This is a genomic window from Paenibacillus pasadenensis DSM 19293 (assembly GCF_000422485.1).
GTDB lineage: Bacteria > Bacillota > Bacilli > Paenibacillales > Paenibacillaceae > Paenibacillus_O > Paenibacillus_O pasadenensis.
In genome coordinates this window covers 122,689-137,380 of the sequence record NZ_KE383849.1, presented here as the reverse complement: position 1 = coordinate 137,380, position 14,692 = coordinate 122,689, and the positions used below count along the sequence as shown (strand labels likewise).

General features: G+C 63.0%; 19 protein-coding genes. All 19 read left to right on the top strand.

Features of this window, described 5'->3' with window-relative positions; genetic code table 11:
* Nucleotides 1-62 precede the first annotated feature (62 nt).
* The 19 genes from H582_RS0114905 to H582_RS31075 all read left to right on the top strand — a co-directional run bounded on the left by H582_RS0114905 (nt 63) and on the right by H582_RS31075 (nt 14,690).
* A complete protein-coding gene (locus H582_RS0114905) occupies nt 63-764 on the top strand; it encodes a hypothetical protein (protein ID WP_052333305.1) in 702 nt (233 codons plus the stop codon).
* Between the two features lie 343 nt (nt 765-1,107).
* Entirely contained in the window at nt 1,108-1,506 is a 399-nt protein-coding gene (locus H582_RS0114900; protein WP_028599154.1) for an HK97 gp10 family phage protein, read from the top strand.
* Nucleotides 1,503-1,916 (top strand): hypothetical protein, encoded by a 414-nt coding sequence (locus H582_RS0114895; RefSeq protein WP_028599153.1) that lies wholly within the window; start codon nt 1,503-1,505, stop codon nt 1,914-1,916. The genes H582_RS0114900 and H582_RS0114895 overlap by 4 nt, the downstream gene beginning before the upstream one ends.
* Nucleotides 1,906-2,190, top strand: coding sequence for a hypothetical protein (locus tag H582_RS0114890; RefSeq protein WP_028599152.1), 285 nt, complete (start codon nt 1,906-1,908; stop codon nt 2,188-2,190). The genes H582_RS0114895 and H582_RS0114890 overlap by 11 nt, the downstream gene beginning before the upstream one ends.
* Nucleotides 2,191-3,504: a phage tail sheath family protein gene (locus tag H582_RS0114885; protein WP_028599151.1), complete on the top strand. Its 1,314-nt coding sequence runs from the start codon at nt 2,191-2,193 to the stop codon at nt 3,502-3,504.
* Complete coding sequence (locus H582_RS0114880) at nt 3,505-3,972, top strand: phage tail tube protein (RefSeq protein ID WP_028599150.1); 468 nt, start codon at nt 3,505-3,507, stop codon at nt 3,970-3,972.
* Between the two features lie 136 nt (nt 3,973-4,108).
* On the top strand, nt 4,109-4,531 hold the full coding sequence (locus H582_RS0114875) for a phage tail assembly chaperone (RefSeq protein ID WP_043111402.1): 423 nt from the start codon (nt 4,109-4,111) through the stop codon (nt 4,529-4,531).
* A 53-nt stretch (nt 4,532-4,584) separates the two neighbouring features.
* A complete protein-coding gene (locus H582_RS33150) occupies nt 4,585-4,713 on the top strand; it encodes a hypothetical protein (protein WP_255309683.1) in 129 nt (42 codons plus the stop codon).
* A gap of 21 nt (nt 4,714-4,734) precedes the next feature.
* Nucleotides 4,735-7,191: a phage tail family protein gene (locus H582_RS0114865; RefSeq protein ID WP_028599148.1), complete on the top strand. Its 2,457-nt coding sequence runs from the start codon at nt 4,735-4,737 to the stop codon at nt 7,189-7,191.
* A gap of 42 nt (nt 7,192-7,233) precedes the next feature.
* Nucleotides 7,234-7,971: a LysM peptidoglycan-binding domain-containing protein gene (locus H582_RS0114860; protein WP_052333304.1), complete on the top strand. Its 738-nt coding sequence runs from the start codon at nt 7,234-7,236 to the stop codon at nt 7,969-7,971.
* 4 nt (nt 7,972-7,975) lie between these two features.
* Complete coding sequence (locus tag H582_RS0114855) at nt 7,976-8,968, top strand: XkdQ/YqbQ family protein (protein ID WP_028599146.1); 993 nt, start codon at nt 7,976-7,978, stop codon at nt 8,966-8,968.
* A 3-nt stretch (nt 8,969-8,971) separates the two neighbouring features.
* Complete coding sequence (locus H582_RS0114850) at nt 8,972-9,268, top strand: DUF2577 domain-containing protein (RefSeq protein WP_028599145.1); 297 nt, start codon at nt 8,972-8,974, stop codon at nt 9,266-9,268.
* A complete protein-coding gene (locus tag H582_RS0114845; RefSeq protein ID WP_052333303.1) occupies nt 9,265-9,636 on the top strand; it encodes a DUF2634 domain-containing protein in 372 nt (123 codons plus the stop codon). The genes H582_RS0114850 and H582_RS0114845 overlap by 4 nt, the downstream gene beginning before the upstream one ends.
* The gene (locus H582_RS0114840) at nt 9,629-10,705 is read left to right on the top strand and encodes a baseplate J/gp47 family protein (RefSeq protein ID WP_028599143.1); all 1,077 of its coding nucleotides are present in this window, start codon (nt 9,629-9,631) and stop codon (nt 10,703-10,705) included. Before H582_RS0114845 ends, H582_RS0114840 begins: the two co-directional genes overlap by 8 nt.
* Nucleotides 10,698-11,282, top strand: a complete 585-nt coding sequence (locus tag H582_RS0114835; RefSeq protein ID WP_028599142.1) for a putative phage tail protein — start codon at nt 10,698-10,700, stop codon at nt 11,280-11,282. Before H582_RS0114840 ends, H582_RS0114835 begins: the two co-directional genes overlap by 8 nt.
* Nucleotides 11,279-11,563, top strand: coding sequence for a hypothetical protein (locus H582_RS0114830; RefSeq protein ID WP_028599141.1), 285 nt, complete (start codon nt 11,279-11,281; stop codon nt 11,561-11,563). The genes H582_RS0114835 and H582_RS0114830 overlap by 4 nt, the downstream gene beginning before the upstream one ends.
* Before the next feature lie 2 nt (nt 11,564-11,565).
* The gene (locus H582_RS0114825; protein ID WP_028599140.1) at nt 11,566-13,977 is read left to right on the top strand and encodes a hypothetical protein; all 2,412 of its coding nucleotides are present in this window, start codon (nt 11,566-11,568) and stop codon (nt 13,975-13,977) included.
* The gene (locus H582_RS30185) at nt 13,974-14,534 is read left to right on the top strand and encodes a hypothetical protein (RefSeq protein WP_052333302.1); all 561 of its coding nucleotides are present in this window, start codon (nt 13,974-13,976) and stop codon (nt 14,532-14,534) included. Before H582_RS0114825 ends, H582_RS30185 begins: the two co-directional genes overlap by 4 nt.
* Entirely contained in the window at nt 14,535-14,690 is a 156-nt protein-coding gene (locus H582_RS31075) for an XkdX family protein (RefSeq protein WP_084137341.1), read from the top strand.
* Nucleotides 14,691-14,692 lie beyond the last annotated feature (2 nt).

Sequence of the window (14,692 nt, the reverse complement as noted above, 5' to 3'; positions counted from 1 at the left end):
AGCGAATTCTATTGGCTTGAACTCAAATTAAATTTGAGTCAACGGAAAGGGGCATGAACAGGATGGAACGACTCGAAAATCGCGCTGAAGCGGAACAGGGACGGAGACCGCTCGATGAGCTGCTGGACGAGCTGGACAATCGGCAGCTGGAAAGCCTCGTCCGCGACGAATGCCGCCGCTGGCGAGAGCTGAAGATGCAGGTGAAGGTGCTCGGCAGCTATTCGATCGGAGCCGGGATGACCGTCAGCCGCCTCAATCAGGAGGACCAGCTGCAGGACCTTCACCGCCGTCTGAAAGGGATGCCTTCTTATATGTATCTGAACGCTCGGGAGCAGAAACTGGAGACGATCGCAAATGCGTACCTCGATCCGGACAAGCATCCGGTCGGCACGAAAGCGCAGCTGGCGGCGATCCCGACGAGAGGGAATGATCTCGAGGACGACCGGCTGCTGCGGGAGCTGAGAGGCAAGCTGGAAAAGGTGATCGAGGCTCGCGCGGGGCGGATCGGCGACTATGACGCCGTGCTGGAGCGGATGGCGAAGCTGCAGCGGCTGCAGGCCGAGCTGGAGCAGCTGGAAGAAACGATGCGGCTCGCGGAGGAGCAGCAGGAAGGGTACGGCAGCCTCATCCGTCTGTATTACGTCGAGAAGCGGACGGCCGAGGCTTGCGCGATGGCGCTTTGCATCTCCCGCCCGACGTTCTTCCGCTGGAAGCCGCAGGCGGCCCGGCTGTTCCTGCGGATTCTGGAATGGCAGCGGGATTGAAAAGAGTACCGCTGAGCGGCGGCAACATAGGATGGAGATAAGGACGGAGCGAAAAAGCGCTCCGTCCTTTTTCATGCGCCGAAACACCGCGAGAAGATCGCCTCCCCGGATGAGACTCCAATGAGACGGAGTGGAGACGCGAAAGAGACGGAGTTGAGCCGCTGAGGCTGTTTTGACCGTGGTAAGATGCTAGTATCAGGAACGATGACAAGAGACGAGCCGCCCCTAACCGGGCGGCTTTTGTCGTTCCTGTGCCTGCCGGAGGAGAAGAGGCCGAGAGGAGAACTGACGATCGCTCTGCTCGAGAAACGGCGGGAAGCAAGAGAAGGAAGGAGGAGCTGGCATGGGAGGAATCGCAGCTTGGAGGCTGGACGATCCGGACCAGCTGCTGAGCAAGCTGAGGGAGCTGGAAAAGCGGGCGCCGATCGTGCTGGAGCGGCATCTGCTGGAGCAGGCGGAAGCCGCGGCTCGATCCGCAGCGGCTCGAATGCCGCCGGGAAGCGGCGAGCTGGCGAAGGGCTGGCGCGTCGGACCGGTGAAGCGCGCGAGCCGGGTGCTGTCGGTGGAGATCAGCCACCCGGCGCCGGAAGCCGCCCGTCTCGAGTACGGGACGGAGGGCGAAGGCGGACAGCAGGGGCGCTTCATGCTGGCGCTCGCGCTGGCGGAGCTGGAGCGGGACTGGCCCCGGCGGCTGGACAGCGTGCTCGAGACGCTGCTCTCCGGGAAAGGAGCAAGCCGATGAGCGAAAGCTGGATCGACGTGCTGCTGGACCGGCTGAGAGCGGCGTTCCCGGATTACGCCGTGTCCGCCGGCCAGTCCGAGCCCCCGCCTGCGCAGCCGAGCCTGGAGCTGGTGGAGCTGGCGGTCGAACGGCAGCGGCTGCTCGGCGGCCGCTGGCGAGAGGCGTGTCGACTGGCGCTGATTTGCCGGTCCGCGGAGCGGGCCGACCTTGTCGCGGAGCGGCTGCTGCCGCTGCTGGCGTCGGTGCCGCTGGCGGACGGACGGTTCGCCAAGGGCTCCGCCGTGAGCCGGGAGCTGGCCGAGGGCAAGGTCGTTTTTACTTGGAGCGTCCGCCTGGACGGAGCGGATGAGACGGATCGTCCGCCGCTCATGCGGAGCTTGCGCGGGGAGGTCGAGGGAAATGGCATTTAGAAAAAAGACGGGGAAAGCGGCCGAATCGTCCGGTTCGGACGTCAGGCCGCAGCAGCAGGCAAGCCTGGAGCCCGAGCGGTCGATGCCGACGGAGCAAAGCCGAAGCGATGTCGAGCGCTCGGAGCCGCGCTTTACGAAGGCGGCGCTGCTGGGGAGCCGCAGGTACGGCGCCAGCAAGGACTTGATTTCCGTGCTGGTCGGCGACGAAGAGCGCTGCGGGCATGAGGAAGTCGAACGGCGCATTCAAGCATTCATTAAAAAGGAGGCCGACTAAATGGCTGGAGGCATGTTTACGGCAATGAACAAGGTACGTCCGGGGGTCTACATCAATTTTGCGACGGAAGGGACGGCGGTGACGACGGGCGACAGGGGCACGCTGGCGCTGCCGCTGCCGCTGTCGTGGGGAGAGCCGCGGCGGATTACGGTGCTGGAGGGCGGCGAGAATCCGCTGGAGAAGCTCGGCTACGCGCTGAGCGCGCCGGAGCTGCTGCTGGTGCGCGAGGCGATGAAGCGCGCGGGCAAGCTGCTCGTCTACCGCATCAATGGTGGAACGGCGGCCAAGGCGACGCTTGGCGGCGTCACCGCCGAAGCCCGCTATCCCGGCGTGCGCGGCAATGATCTGCGAGTCTCGGTCGAGGCGAGCGTGGACAAGCCGGGCCAGATGGAAGTCGCGACGTTTGTCGGCGGCTCGGAGGTCGATCGCCAGATCGTGCTGAACGCACAAGACCTGAAGGCGAACGCCTGGATCGTCTGGAAGGGCTCGGGAACCCTCGAAGCCACGGCAGGCGTTCCGCTTGCGGGCGGTACGGACGGCGCGGCGACGAACGAGGATTATGCCGGGTTCCTGCAGGCGATCGAGCTGCAGGACTTCCATGTGGCGGTGTATCCGGGGACGGATGTCACGATGAAAAGCCTGTTCGCGGCGTTCGCCGCGCGGCTGCGCGAGGAGGAGGGACGCAAGATTCAGGTCGTGCTGGAAAACTACGCTTCGGCCAATCATGAGGGCGTCATCAGCGTGCGCAACGGCGTCACGCTGGAGGACGGCAAGACGCTGACGCCAGGACAGGCGGCGGTCTGGGTCGCGGCGGCGACAGCGGCGGCCGGTCCGGCCGCATCGCTGACCTACGCCGTTTATGAGGGCGCGAGCGACGCTTCTCCGCGCCTGACGAACTCGGCTACGGCGGCGGCGCTGCTCGGCGGCGAGTTCGTCTTCACGGCCCGCTCCGGCTCGGTCGTCGTCGAGCAGGACATCAACTCGTATCATAGCCCGACGCCGCAGAAGGGCCGCATTTTCGCCAAAAACTCTGCGCTGCGCGTGCTCGACGGGATCGCGACGGACTTCAAGGCGACCTTCGAGAGCCTGTATATCGGCAAGGTCGGCAACGATGCGAACGGCCGCGCGCTGTTCCGCAAGGACTGCGTGAAGCTGCTGGAGCAGTACCAGGAGCTGGGGGCGCTGCAGAACTTCGACGCCTCCAAGGACGTGACGGTGGAGCAGGGAGCGGAGGCGGACGCGGTTGTCGTATCCGTATCCGTGCAGCCGGTCGATGCGATCGAAAAAATCTACATGAAAGTACAGGTGAGCTAAATGAGCGTACTGAAAGCGGGAGACACGATTGCCGGGCACTCCGGGACGGCCTATGCGACGATTGGCGGACAGACGGTGGAGATGTTCTATGTGAAGAACCTGCGGGCAACCGCGAAAAAGAACAAGGCCGACATCAAGACGCTCGGCAGCCGCAACGTGCAGAAAAAAGCGGCCGGCTGGGAAGGCACCGGCAGTATGACGCTCTATTACGTGACGTCCCGCTTCCGCGAGATGATGCGCGATTACATCAAGACCGGCGTGGACACCTATTTCGACATCCAGGTGACCAACGACGATCCGGCCTCGGCTGTCGGCAAGCAGATCGTCACGTTGATCGGCGTCAATCTCGACGAGGTCGTCATGGCCGCGCTCGACGCGGAGTCGGATGCGCTGGACGAGGAAATTCCGTTCACGTTCCATGACGTCAACATCGGCGAGCCGTTCAAGGACATCCAGGGACTGGGCTGATCGGGCGCGACGCGCCGACTCCAGGCAGAGCAAGCGTCCCGCCGATCCGCCGGCCTCATTCGCGGTCATTTGCCGGGAGCGTCCGTCACGGACGCTCCCGCTTCATTCGATTTTCCATTCCAAGGAGGAACTGTTCATGTCCATGAAGCTGTTTTTTGCCCACAATGCCGTCGCCGCCGAAACGCAGGAGGTCGTCGTCTCGGACCGATTCCGCGACGAGTCGGGCCGGCCCGCCGCCTGGAAGCTGCGCGCCATCTCGGAGGAGCTGAACGAGGAGCTGCGCTCCGCGTCGATGAAGCGGACGAAAGGAAAAGGCGGCCAGGCGATGCCGGAGATGGACTACAACGCTTATCTCGGCCGCATGGTCGCGGCTTGCGTCGTGCATCCGGATCTCAATGACGCCGAGCTGCAGCAGTCGTACGGCGTGCGCGGCGCGGCGGCCGTCGTGCGCAAGATGCTGCTGGCGGGCGAGTTCGCCAACCTGGCGGCCAAGGTGCAGGAGATCAACGGCTTCGACCGCGAGGTCGGCGAGCTGGCCGAAGAAGTAAAAAACGACTAGAGGAGGGGGAAGGCGAGTGGAATTATGCGTACTTCGCTCTCAATGAATACGGGGTGCTGCCATGGGAATTCGCAGAGCTGGGAACGCGGCGCAAGGCCGCGCTGATCGGCATGATCCGCGTGCGGCTGGAGGCCGAGAAGCAGGCGCGGCTCCAGTCCTCGCGGAGCGGCAAGCGCCGATGACGGAAAGGAGGGGGCGAAGCGATGGCGACTTTGCAAGCGACGATCCGGCTGTATGACCGCTTCAGCGGCGAGCTGCGCAAGGTGAATCAGACGCTGGAGCGCACGATTCAGCTGAGCGACAAGCTGCAGCGCCAGCTGGCGAAGCCGCTCAAGGTGTCGGTGCAGACGAGCGGCGCGCATCAGGAGATCAATGGCGTGATGCAGCGGCTCGGACGGCTCCGGCAGTCCCGCCTCGCGCTGCAGGTCCGCCTGAACGTGCCGGAGGAGGACATCAGCCGGCTGCGCAAGCAGATTCAGAAGCGGCTGGACGAGCCGTTCAAGGTGAGCGTGAAGGCGGCGGGGGATGGAGCGCAGAGGGATCCAGGCGGCGGATTCGGCAAAATGGACCGCGTTACGAGCATTTTTCGGTTCGTCGCTGGCGCTAAGGACTTCCTTAAAGCGCTCCCGGAGCTTACGAAAATGTTCCTGGCCTTCCGTGCGGGCGGGCTGAAGGCGCTGCTTGGGCTTGGCGCCGCTGGAGCCGGAGCTGCCGGAGCGGGCGCTCTGGGCGCCGGCGTGCTGGGAGGAGCGGCTGGCGCGGCCGCGGCAGGAGCGTCGCATGCCGGAGAGGGAGCACCGAGCGTCGCTCAGCTGATGACAAGCGGCCTGACGGCGGCATTCCGAACAGCGGTGCCGTTGTTCAAAAGCTCCGTCGGGGGCGCGATGGCGCAGCAGGAGACGATCGACCGCTACTCGGTGGCGGCAGGCAGCGACGCCGGCGGCCAAGCGATCTTCGATGCGGTGAGCAGGCAAGCGCTCGGCGCGAACGTGAATCCGGCGGAGGCGCAGCAGACGGCGCTGTCTTTCCTCAAGGTGACGACCGACCCGACGCAGGTGGCCGCTCTCAACCGGATGGCGATGCGGATGCAGAAGCTGAACCCTCAGAGCAGCCTCGAAGAATCGGCCGGCGCGATGAGCGCCATGATGGCGGGCGATCCTGCGGAACTGCTGAAAGGGCTTAATCTGTCCGAGAAGCAGCTGCAGGAGAGCGGAGCCGGCAAGGCCGTCGCTTCGGGCGACATGGACGGGTTCTTGCGCGCTATGGATGGATTGCTCGCCAAGCAAGGCATGAGCGACGCCGGCTTCGGCAAGCTGACCTCCACCCCGGGAGCCAAAATGGAAGGCATCCAGCAGAGAGCGCAGTTCAAGCTCGGCGAAGCCGGCATGCCGGCCATGGAGGCGCTCGTGCCGGTGATGGACAAGCTGCTGGCCGCATTCGACTCCGGCAAATTCGACCCGTTCTTCGACGCGTTGTCGGCGGGTCTGTACATCATGGCGGAGCTGCTTTCAGGGGCGGCGGATGCCGCGCTGTTCCTGATGGACCTGTTCGCCACGCACGGCGGAACGATCGCGGACGTGCTGACCGTGCTGACCGCGGTGCTGCTGCCGCTTATGGCCGTCTGGCTGTGGAGCATGGTTGCGCCGATCCTGGCGATGGCCGCCGCCTTCTTCATGGCGAACTGGCCGCTGCTGCTCATCATCGCGATCATCGGGCTGCTGGTATACGCGCTGCTTCAGACGGGCACGAGCGCAAGCCAGATCATCGGCTTCATCGTCGGGCTGTTCTTCGTCCTCGGCGCTACGATCTACAACATCATCGCGTCCGCCTGGAACCTGTTCGCGACGTTCGCGGAGTTCCTCATCAATCTGTTCATCGACCCGGTCTACGCCGTTCAGAAGCTGTTCTACGATCTGGCGATGATGTTCGGCAATGCCTTGTATCAAATGCTGCTCATGACGGAGTCCTTCGCAGGCGGCTTCATGGAAATCATTCTGGAGGGCATCAACGGCGTCATCGGCTTGGTGAACGGGCTGGGAGCCGGCATGGCGAAGCTGTTCGGCAAAGAATACAAAGGCATCGCAGAGCTGGACGTAAAGGATCCCCATGCCCTGAGCAGCAAGCTGAAGGGCATGCTGGATAAAATCGAGCCGCCGACTTCGGAGAAGGACCCCGTCCGCATCGGACGGTTGGATGCGCTGGATCCATCAGCGGCAGGCAAGAAGGGCTACGACTTGGGCAAAGGAGCACTGGACAAGGCAGGCTCGCTCTTCAACGGGGAGAAGGATCCCATAAAGGATCTCTTCGCAGGCGAAGACAAGTGGAAGGGCGGAGGCGGCATGGCCGACAAGCAGAACAGCATGATGGGCGGAGCCGGAGCAGGAGCCGCGCCGGGCGGAAACATCCCCAACATCGGCAAGGTCAACGAGGTCGGCAGCATCGGCAGCGAGGTCGACATCGGCAGCGAGGAGCTGAAGGTGATGCGCGATCTGGCCGAGATGAAGGCGATCCAGAACTTCGTCACGCTGACGCCGACGGTGCAGGTGACGACGGGACCGATCCACAAGCAGGTCGACGTCGACGACGTCGTGCGCAAGATCGCCGCGAGCATGGAGCAGGAGATCGAGTCGTCCGCCCACGGGGTGTACGCCCGCATTTAGCAACATTACGAAGCGCAGCATTGCGCGGAAAGGAGGTCGCCGATGGCTATACCGATTCGGGTCAGCCCTCAGCCGGCCAAAGCGTTCGCCGGCATCCGGCTCGACTTCAACCACGGCACGGAAGGCTGGGAGCTGCCGGTGATGCCGTCCAAGCTGTCGATCCGCCGAAGCGGCTCCGGCAAGGACTACAATCTGCTCGGGGCGGGACCGATCGCGACGATCGAGAAGCCGGGACTGGCCGAGGTCGAGTTCGAGAGCTTTTTTCCCAGCCAGCCCGGCCCTTACGTCGCGACCCGGTCCATCCTGAAGCGTCCGGAGCAGTTCGCCGACGACATCGGCCGCTGGATGCGCTCCGGCTATCCGCTGCGGTTCATCTATGCGCGCCATGCCGACCGGTTCGAGAATCCGTACACGCTGCAGATTCCGATGACGATCACCGGCTTCGACCGCTGGGAGGAGGCCGGCTCGCCGGGCGACGTGTTCTACACGCTCAAGCTGAAGGAATACGTGTTCTACGCGCCGGTGAAGCTGCAGGCGGTGAAGACGGCGGACGGCTCGACCGCCGTGGCGAAGGAGCCGGACAAGCGGCCCGATCTGAAGGTGCCGCCGAAAGCCTACACGATCGTCAAGGGCGACACGCTCAGCGGCATCAGCATGAAGCTGTACGACGGCGACAGCAGCCGCTGGCCGGAAATCCAAAAGCTGAACGGCATCGGCAACTCGGAGCTGAAGCGGCTGCAGATCGGCCGCGTGCTTCAGGTGCCGCCGCCGAAGGAGTGAGGGCATGCTGAAGATCGAGCTCGACCTCCGCGACGGACGGCTGTGGGACGTCACCGGCATGGCCACCGAGCTGAGCTGGAAGACGTCCCGCATCGGCAAGGCGGGCACGCTGGAGTTTTCGATGATGCGGGGGCCGAGCCTGGCGGCGCAAAGCCAGCTGCCGATCGCTCCCGGCAACGTCGTGCGGGTGAGCGACGGCGGCGTACGGCTGTTCTACGGCTATGTGTTCACCTTGGAGGAGGACGAGGATCGGGTCGTGCGGGTGAAGGCCCAGGATCAGCTCCGCTATTTGCTGGAGACGGATACCTACGTCCGTACGAATGTGACGGCGACTCAGGTCATCCGCGACCAGGCGCTGGCTATCCAGGCCCGGCTCGGCCCCATCGCGGATACGGGCCATCCGATTCCGAAGTTCAGCCAGGACGGGCAGAAGCGGCTGGACATGATTTTCAAGGCGCTGGACGAGACGCTGCTGGCGAAGGGGAAGCTCTTCGTCTTTTATGACGATGCGGGCCTGCTGACGCTGCGCGACGTGGCCGACATGAAGGCGAACGTCGTCATCGGCGAGAACAGCCTGCTGACGGGCTATTCGTCCAGCCGCAGCATCGACAGCGAGACGTATAACCGCATCAAGCTCGTGCGCGACAACAAGCAGACGGGCGGGCGGGACGTCTATATCGAGCAGGACGGCGCCGCGATCGCCCGCTGGGGACAGCTGCAATATTACCAGAAGGTGGACGAGGGACTCAACGAGGAGCGGATCAAGGAGATGCTGAAGCAGCTGCTCCAGCTGAAAAACCGCGAGCAGCGGAAATTCAGCCTGGAGGCGCTCGGCCATCCGACGATCCGCGCCGGCTCGGTCGTGCAGGTGGCGATTCCGCGCTTGCAGCTGAACCGCCACTTTCTCGTCGAGGAGTGCACGCACGCCTATTCCGGCCGCTCGCACACGATGCAGCTTGAGCTGTACGTCATCGACGGCATGGTAAAGGAAGGATGAAGCATGAGCATCAACGATTCGATCAAGCAGATCATGGCGCGCTCGCTGGAGGCGCAGCAGCTGACGAAGGCGGTATTCGGCAAGGTGACGGGGCTCGAGCCGCTGGAGGTGGCCGTCGAGCAGCGCTTCACGCTGCCGGCGGAGCTGCTCGTCGTGCCCGAGCATCTGCGGGAGCTGGCGGTGGAGCTGGGCGGGGAGCGCTTCGTGCTGCGGCGCGGCCTTGAGCTCGGCGACCGGCTCGTCCTGCTGCGCTCGGAGGGCGGCAGCCCTTACGTCGCGCTGGGGAGGGTGGAGGCATGAGCGTGCCGGAGCAGACGGGATTGGACTGGACGGCGGCGGAGGCGGTCGAGCGGCCGAGCCTGACGTACCCGATCCATTTGGACGGACGCACGGGGGGGAGGATCGACGGGCTGGCCGCGATGCGCCAGTTCGTCTTCAAGCAGCTGTCGACCGTGCGCTGGGAGCATGAGGTGTACACGGGAGAGGTCGGGCTCGAGCGGTCGAGCTACGACATCGCCGCCGCGGTCGAGGAAGCGCTGCTGGCGGACAGCCGCGTGCTGGCGGTCGAGGACATGCAGATGAGGCGGGAAGGAGACGGCGTGTCCTTGACGTTCACGGTGCGCACCGTCTTCGGCTCGTTCAAGGAGGAGGCGATGGCCGGTGTATGAGCATCAGACGTACCGCGAGATCATGGGCCGCATGCTGGCCCGGATTCCGGATGAGCTGGACAAAAGGGAAGGCAGCGTCATCTTCGACGCGCTTGCGCCCGCAGCGGCCGAGCTGGCGGCGCTTTACGCCGAGCTGGACGTGCAGCTGGCGCTTTCGTTCGCCGATACGGCGGACGGGGAGTATTTGACGCGCCGCGCCGCTGAGCACGGCGTGCGTCGAAAGGCTTCGAGCCGGGCGATGCGCCTCGGCCGGTTCTTCGGCGCGGCCGGAGGCCCGGCGGAGGTGCCGCTGCGCTCGCGCTTGGCGGCCGAGGGGACCGCCTACGAGGTGGAGGAGCGGCTCGCGCCGGGGACGTATCGCCTCGTGGCCGAGCAGCCCGGCCGAGCCGGCAACGAGGTGGCGGGAGCGCTGCTGCCGCTGGACTACATCGACGGCCTGGCCCGCGCCGAGCTGGCGGACGTGCTCGTGCCGGGCGAGGACGAGGAGGGAGACGCCGAGCTGCGGGCCCGCTTCTGGCAAGCGGTCAGCGAGCAGCCTTTCGGCGGCAATATCGCGGATTACCGGGCGAAGATCGGCGGCCTGCCCGGAGTCGGCGGGGTCAAGATCCATCCCGCTTGGAACGGCGGCGGCACCGTGAAGGCGACGGTAATCGCCAGCGACTTCGCTCCGGCGGCGGCCGCGCTGGTGCAGGAGGTGCAGGCGGCGATCGACCCGGAGTCGGCGGGACAAGGCATCGGTCTCGCCCCGATCGGCCATCGGGTGACGATCGTGGCGGCGGACGCGGTCCCCGTCGACATCGCCACGCAGCTCACGCTGCGCGCCGGCGTGAGCGCGGTCCAGCTGGAGCGGGACATCGAGGCGGCGGCAGAAGCGTATCTGCTGGAGCTGCGGCGAGCCTGGGCGGGAGAGAGCCGGCTGATCGTGCGCATCTCCCAGCTGGAGACGAGAGTGCTCGCGCTGCCGGGCGTCGAGGACATCGGCGGCACGACGCTGAACGGCGCGCCGGCCAATCTGGAGCTGGAAGCCGACGAGGTGCCGACGCTCGGGACGGTGACGCTGAATGGCTGAGCCGCTGATCGGAAGGCTACCGGCGTTTTATTCGGACAGCCGCGAGATGACGGAGCTGTTCCGTTCGGAGGATGAAGAGATCGCCTCGGCGGAGCAGGCGCTGGAGCGCCTGCTGGATGACCGCTTCGTGCTGACCGCGTCCGTGGAGGCGATCCGCCGCCACGAGCGGCTGCTCGGCATTCGGGCGGACGAGGCGCAGGAATCGCTGGCATTTCGGCGCGTGCGCGTCGTCAACCGGTATTCCACGAAGCCTCCTTTTACCCTGCGGTATCTGCAAGAGAGGCTGGACGATCTGGTCGGGAAGGGCCGCGCGCTGGCGCAGGTAGACCTGGAGGCGCAGGTGCTGACGATCTCGGCCGCGATCCAGAACGCGCCGCTGTTCCGCGAGGTGGAGCAGACGGTGACGGCGCTGAAGCCGGCGAGTCTGGTCTATGTGCAGCAGACGGCGGTTGCGGATACGCTGCGCCTGAGGGAGGGCATCCGCCATCGGCGGCTGGCCCGCGAGACGAGGCTCGGCAGCTGGAAGCTCGGCGCGACCGGATTCACGACAGAGAAGGAAGAGGTGATCGTACGATGATGGAGGCTTCGCTGATCCAGGACGTGGCCGCCTATGTGGACGGTCGGATCGCCCGCGTCTCGCTCAACGGCGGCGCGGTACTGCTGACGGAGTTCACGCTGAAGCGGGCGTCGCAGGGAGTTGTCGAGCTGAGGTATTACATTCCGGCGGAGGCGGTAGGCACGGTGCATCGGATCGAGCTGCAGGATGCGTACGGCAAGACGCTGAGCACAAGCGACGTGCAGATCCCGATTGCGAGCGATACGCTGATGCTGCAGTCGATCACGGTAGAGGAGGGATGACGATGGCCAAGACGGATTGGAAATTCAACGATGTCGTCACCGAGGCGGATCTGAACGCGCTCGGCGGCGAGGTGAACGCCGCGTCCGCCCATGCGGCGTCGACGAGCGGCGCTCACGGGGCGACGAGCGAGGCGTCGCCAGGCAAGCTCATGCAGCGCGACTCCGCCGGCCGCGTCAAGGTGGCCGCCCCGGCGGCCGCTGATGACGTGGCGCGGAAGGCGGAGGTAGATGCGGCGATAGCAAGGGCAGACGCATCGACAGCTCCCCTGGCTGCGGAGCTCGAGGATCGGATTCCGACAGCCGTTACGCTTGTTCCGGGCGTGCAGACGGTCCAGGTGCCGCGTCCTGCGCCGCTTCGGATCAAGAGCATCAAAGGACGGACGCTAGTGAATTTGTTAGGGCGAGTTGGTAACTGCGAAGATTTAAGCAAATTCGCTGCAACTGGAGCAACTGTCGCTCTTAGTGCTTCAGATGTCTATAGCGGTACAACGTCCCTAAAGGTAACCGCTAACGCTACCACGGCCTTTGCTTATTCGACTCAGCAATTCAGCCTGATCGCAAACCGCTTCTACATCCTTGTCGGCATGGTGAAGAATGGGAATGCGGCATCCGGAAAAGTGTATTTGGGAGGCACGTCCGCTTCCAAGGGAGACACGATTGCAGCTACCAGCACAACTTCCTACACTCCTGTCTGGAGAGCTTATGCGCCAACATCTGGCGTCTCCGGCTTAACGCTGCAGCTCGCCGTGACTGGAGCAAACGGGCAGTACGTGTTTGGAGATGCATTCAGGCTTTACGAAATTACGATAACGGAGTATGCAGCTTTGGATGGTATGACAGCCAATCAAATCGCGGCTAAGTATCCTTACGTCGATGACTTCAAAAACGTCAACGGTATTTATATTCGTCAGATTGCTGCGCAGTCTGCTGATGATCAATATATCTTTTATCCGGATTGCCAGCTCGCTGCTAGTACGGACGGGAATGTATCTGACGAGTTGTATATGGATTCGGATGGGCGGGCGCGGGTCAAGCGACGGTTTCGGTCACTGGAATTGACTGGGGACATGGCGTGGACTTTTTTAGGAGCTGCAACAGGGTATAAGACCTTGCTCTGCAAAATTCATAATCCCTTGAAAGACACAGGGCAGGTTGTTAAATATGACGGTAAATTAACAACTCGTATTAATCAAGGCGCAAATCCAATAGGTGTCGATCAGCACGTTATAACGGATGAAAGTGATCCTTCTAATAAATCGGTCGTGGGCCTTTTTGTTGCAAATATAGATTCTGGTTGGGGCGACAACTATATACCGTCGACGGATGAAATTAAGGCGTATTTTAACGGCTGGGTCATGTATGACGGTTCAGTTGGAGCGAATTATGCACCTTTTAATGGATCGGGCAGTAAATGGTGGGCCTATCGCCTTTCATCGTGGACGCCGACCAATCGATCGGCATTAGGGGGTGGAGGGGAGAATTCGGTCCCCTCAGCTAACGTCTGGGGAAATGGTTTTGCTCCTTACCGCTTGCAGTACCAACTATCTACGGCAGTTGACGAGCCACTGAGATCTGAAGGTGGGATTCTGCAGTTAGCGGGTACGAACAATGTGGAGGTCGGTTGCGGGGGAATCGTTCGGGAACTCGCTAACATTAAGATAAATACTACGAACGGTTTCGCAGAAATCAATTCGACAGGGGCAAGTGGCACGTCCGATAGTCGCCTTTCTTTTCGATCCAAAAAAATACTTTCAATATTTCGCAATCGGACGTTGGATCGGAATTGGATTGCGCATGAGCTGGCTGATATTACCGATTACGGAGTCGACCGGGCTTACATTCGGCTTAGTGAGTACGAAGCATCCGCCGTATACGAGGTAACCTATCTTGCATTGGACACACATCTAATCGGCATCCCGCCTGCACAGATTAGCGCGGAGTACACGACCAACCTGCGGACGATCACGACCGATGCCTCCAAGGCAGCCGTGCAGCTGGCGCGGCGGGTTTCGGTTCTGGAATACGGGTCTGCGCAAGTCAAGCAGCCTCAATGGATTACGCCGACGCTACTCAATGGGTGGGGACCTTATTCAGACCAGGTCTACTCCACCTCATATCGAACTGCGCAGTATCGTCTTAATACAGATGGATCTGTTTCCCTGCGTGGAGTCATATCCGGAAGTACGGGAACTTCTACTACCGCTCTGTTTATCTTGCCTCCGAGTTGCCGACCTCTTTATCCGGAGACATTCATTGTACCTTATTCGGGAAGTGGTGTGGCTTACACCAATCCCGGTCGTGTAACAATTATGCCTAACGGCATGGTCGTAATCGCAAACGACTTGACAACCCACAGTCAGACGGCGCCGTTTTGGCTTGCCTTGTTCGGCGTTAGAATCGGAGGTTCTCAATGAAAGAAGCCATCATCACAGACCTTGACGGCCTGCTCGCGGATGTCGCCCTCGCGGACGACAGCGAGACGGGCTATTCGCCGATCTACGAGACGGCGGCCGTGGGCGGCGAGCCGGAGCTGATCGGCTATCGCGTAGCCGTGCCGGTTCCTGCTGGACTGTACCGGCCGCGCTTTGACAAGCTGGCGTACGACGAGCACCAAGAGGCGTTGAGGCTGCACTTATCCGCTGTGGCTGCTTGGGAGGCTCTGCCGGAGCACGAGCGGAGCGAATGGCCCCAGCAGCCGGATGTTCCTGCTTTTTGGGTCGAAGGGTTGACCCCGGAGGAAATCGCATCGCTGCAGTCGGGCACACATGAGATTTCTCCAGTCGAGCAGCTGCAAGCCGATAATGCCTTGCTTCTGCTTGATCTTGCCGAGACACAGGCGCGCCAAGCCCAGACGGAGCAGGACAACGCCATCCTATTGCTGGCGGTGGCGGAGCTGGAGAGCAGGCAGCGCCAGATGGAGCAGGATTATGCGGCATTGAGGCTTGCGGTTGCCGAAAGAGAGGTGAGCTAAATGGACTGGCATGCCACGATCAAACGATATTACGAGCTTGGCTGCTACTCCGCGGCGCAAGTCCGTCGTTTTGCGGAGCTCGGAAAACTCACTGCGGAGCAGGCCGATGCGCTGCTTGACACGGCTCGGCAGGAGGTCCCCGCCAGCGAGCCGTAACT

Coding starts and splice junctions, on each gene's coding strand:
- H582_RS0114825 (WP_028599140.1), top strand. CDS start 11,566: ATGGCCAAGACGGATTGGAAATTCAACGATGTCGTCACCGAGGCGGAT.
- H582_RS0114900 (WP_028599154.1), top strand. CDS start 1,108: ATGGGAGGAATCGCAGCTTGGAGGCTGGACGATCCGGACCAGCTGCTG.
- H582_RS0114880 (WP_028599150.1), top strand. CDS start 3,505: ATGAGCGTACTGAAAGCGGGAGACACGATTGCCGGGCACTCCGGGACG.
- H582_RS0114830 (WP_028599141.1), top strand. CDS start 11,279: ATGATGGAGGCTTCGCTGATCCAGGACGTGGCCGCCTATGTGGACGGT.
- H582_RS0114890 (WP_028599152.1), top strand. CDS start 1,906: ATGGCATTTAGAAAAAAGACGGGGAAAGCGGCCGAATCGTCCGGTTCG.
- H582_RS0114865 (WP_028599148.1), top strand. CDS start 4,735: ATGGCGACTTTGCAAGCGACGATCCGGCTGTATGACCGCTTCAGCGGC.
- H582_RS0114835 (WP_028599142.1), top strand. CDS start 10,698: ATGGCTGAGCCGCTGATCGGAAGGCTACCGGCGTTTTATTCGGACAGC.
- H582_RS0114885 (WP_028599151.1), top strand. CDS start 2,191: ATGGCTGGAGGCATGTTTACGGCAATGAACAAGGTACGTCCGGGGGTC.
- H582_RS0114850 (WP_028599145.1), top strand. CDS start 8,972: ATGAGCATCAACGATTCGATCAAGCAGATCATGGCGCGCTCGCTGGAG.
- H582_RS0114855 (WP_028599146.1), top strand. CDS start 7,976: ATGCTGAAGATCGAGCTCGACCTCCGCGACGGACGGCTGTGGGACGTC.
- H582_RS0114895 (WP_028599153.1), top strand. CDS start 1,503: ATGAGCGAAAGCTGGATCGACGTGCTGCTGGACCGGCTGAGAGCGGCG.
- H582_RS0114845 (WP_052333303.1), top strand. CDS start 9,265: ATGAGCGTGCCGGAGCAGACGGGATTGGACTGGACGGCGGCGGAGGCG.
- H582_RS0114905 (WP_052333305.1), top strand. CDS start 63: ATGGAACGACTCGAAAATCGCGCTGAAGCGGAACAGGGACGGAGACCG.
- H582_RS30185 (WP_052333302.1), top strand. CDS start 13,974: ATGAAAGAAGCCATCATCACAGACCTTGACGGCCTGCTCGCGGATGTC.
- H582_RS0114875 (WP_043111402.1), top strand. CDS start 4,109: ATGTCCATGAAGCTGTTTTTTGCCCACAATGCCGTCGCCGCCGAAACG.
- H582_RS31075 (WP_084137341.1), top strand. CDS start 14,535: ATGGACTGGCATGCCACGATCAAACGATATTACGAGCTTGGCTGCTAC.
- H582_RS0114860 (WP_052333304.1), top strand. CDS start 7,234: ATGGCTATACCGATTCGGGTCAGCCCTCAGCCGGCCAAAGCGTTCGCC.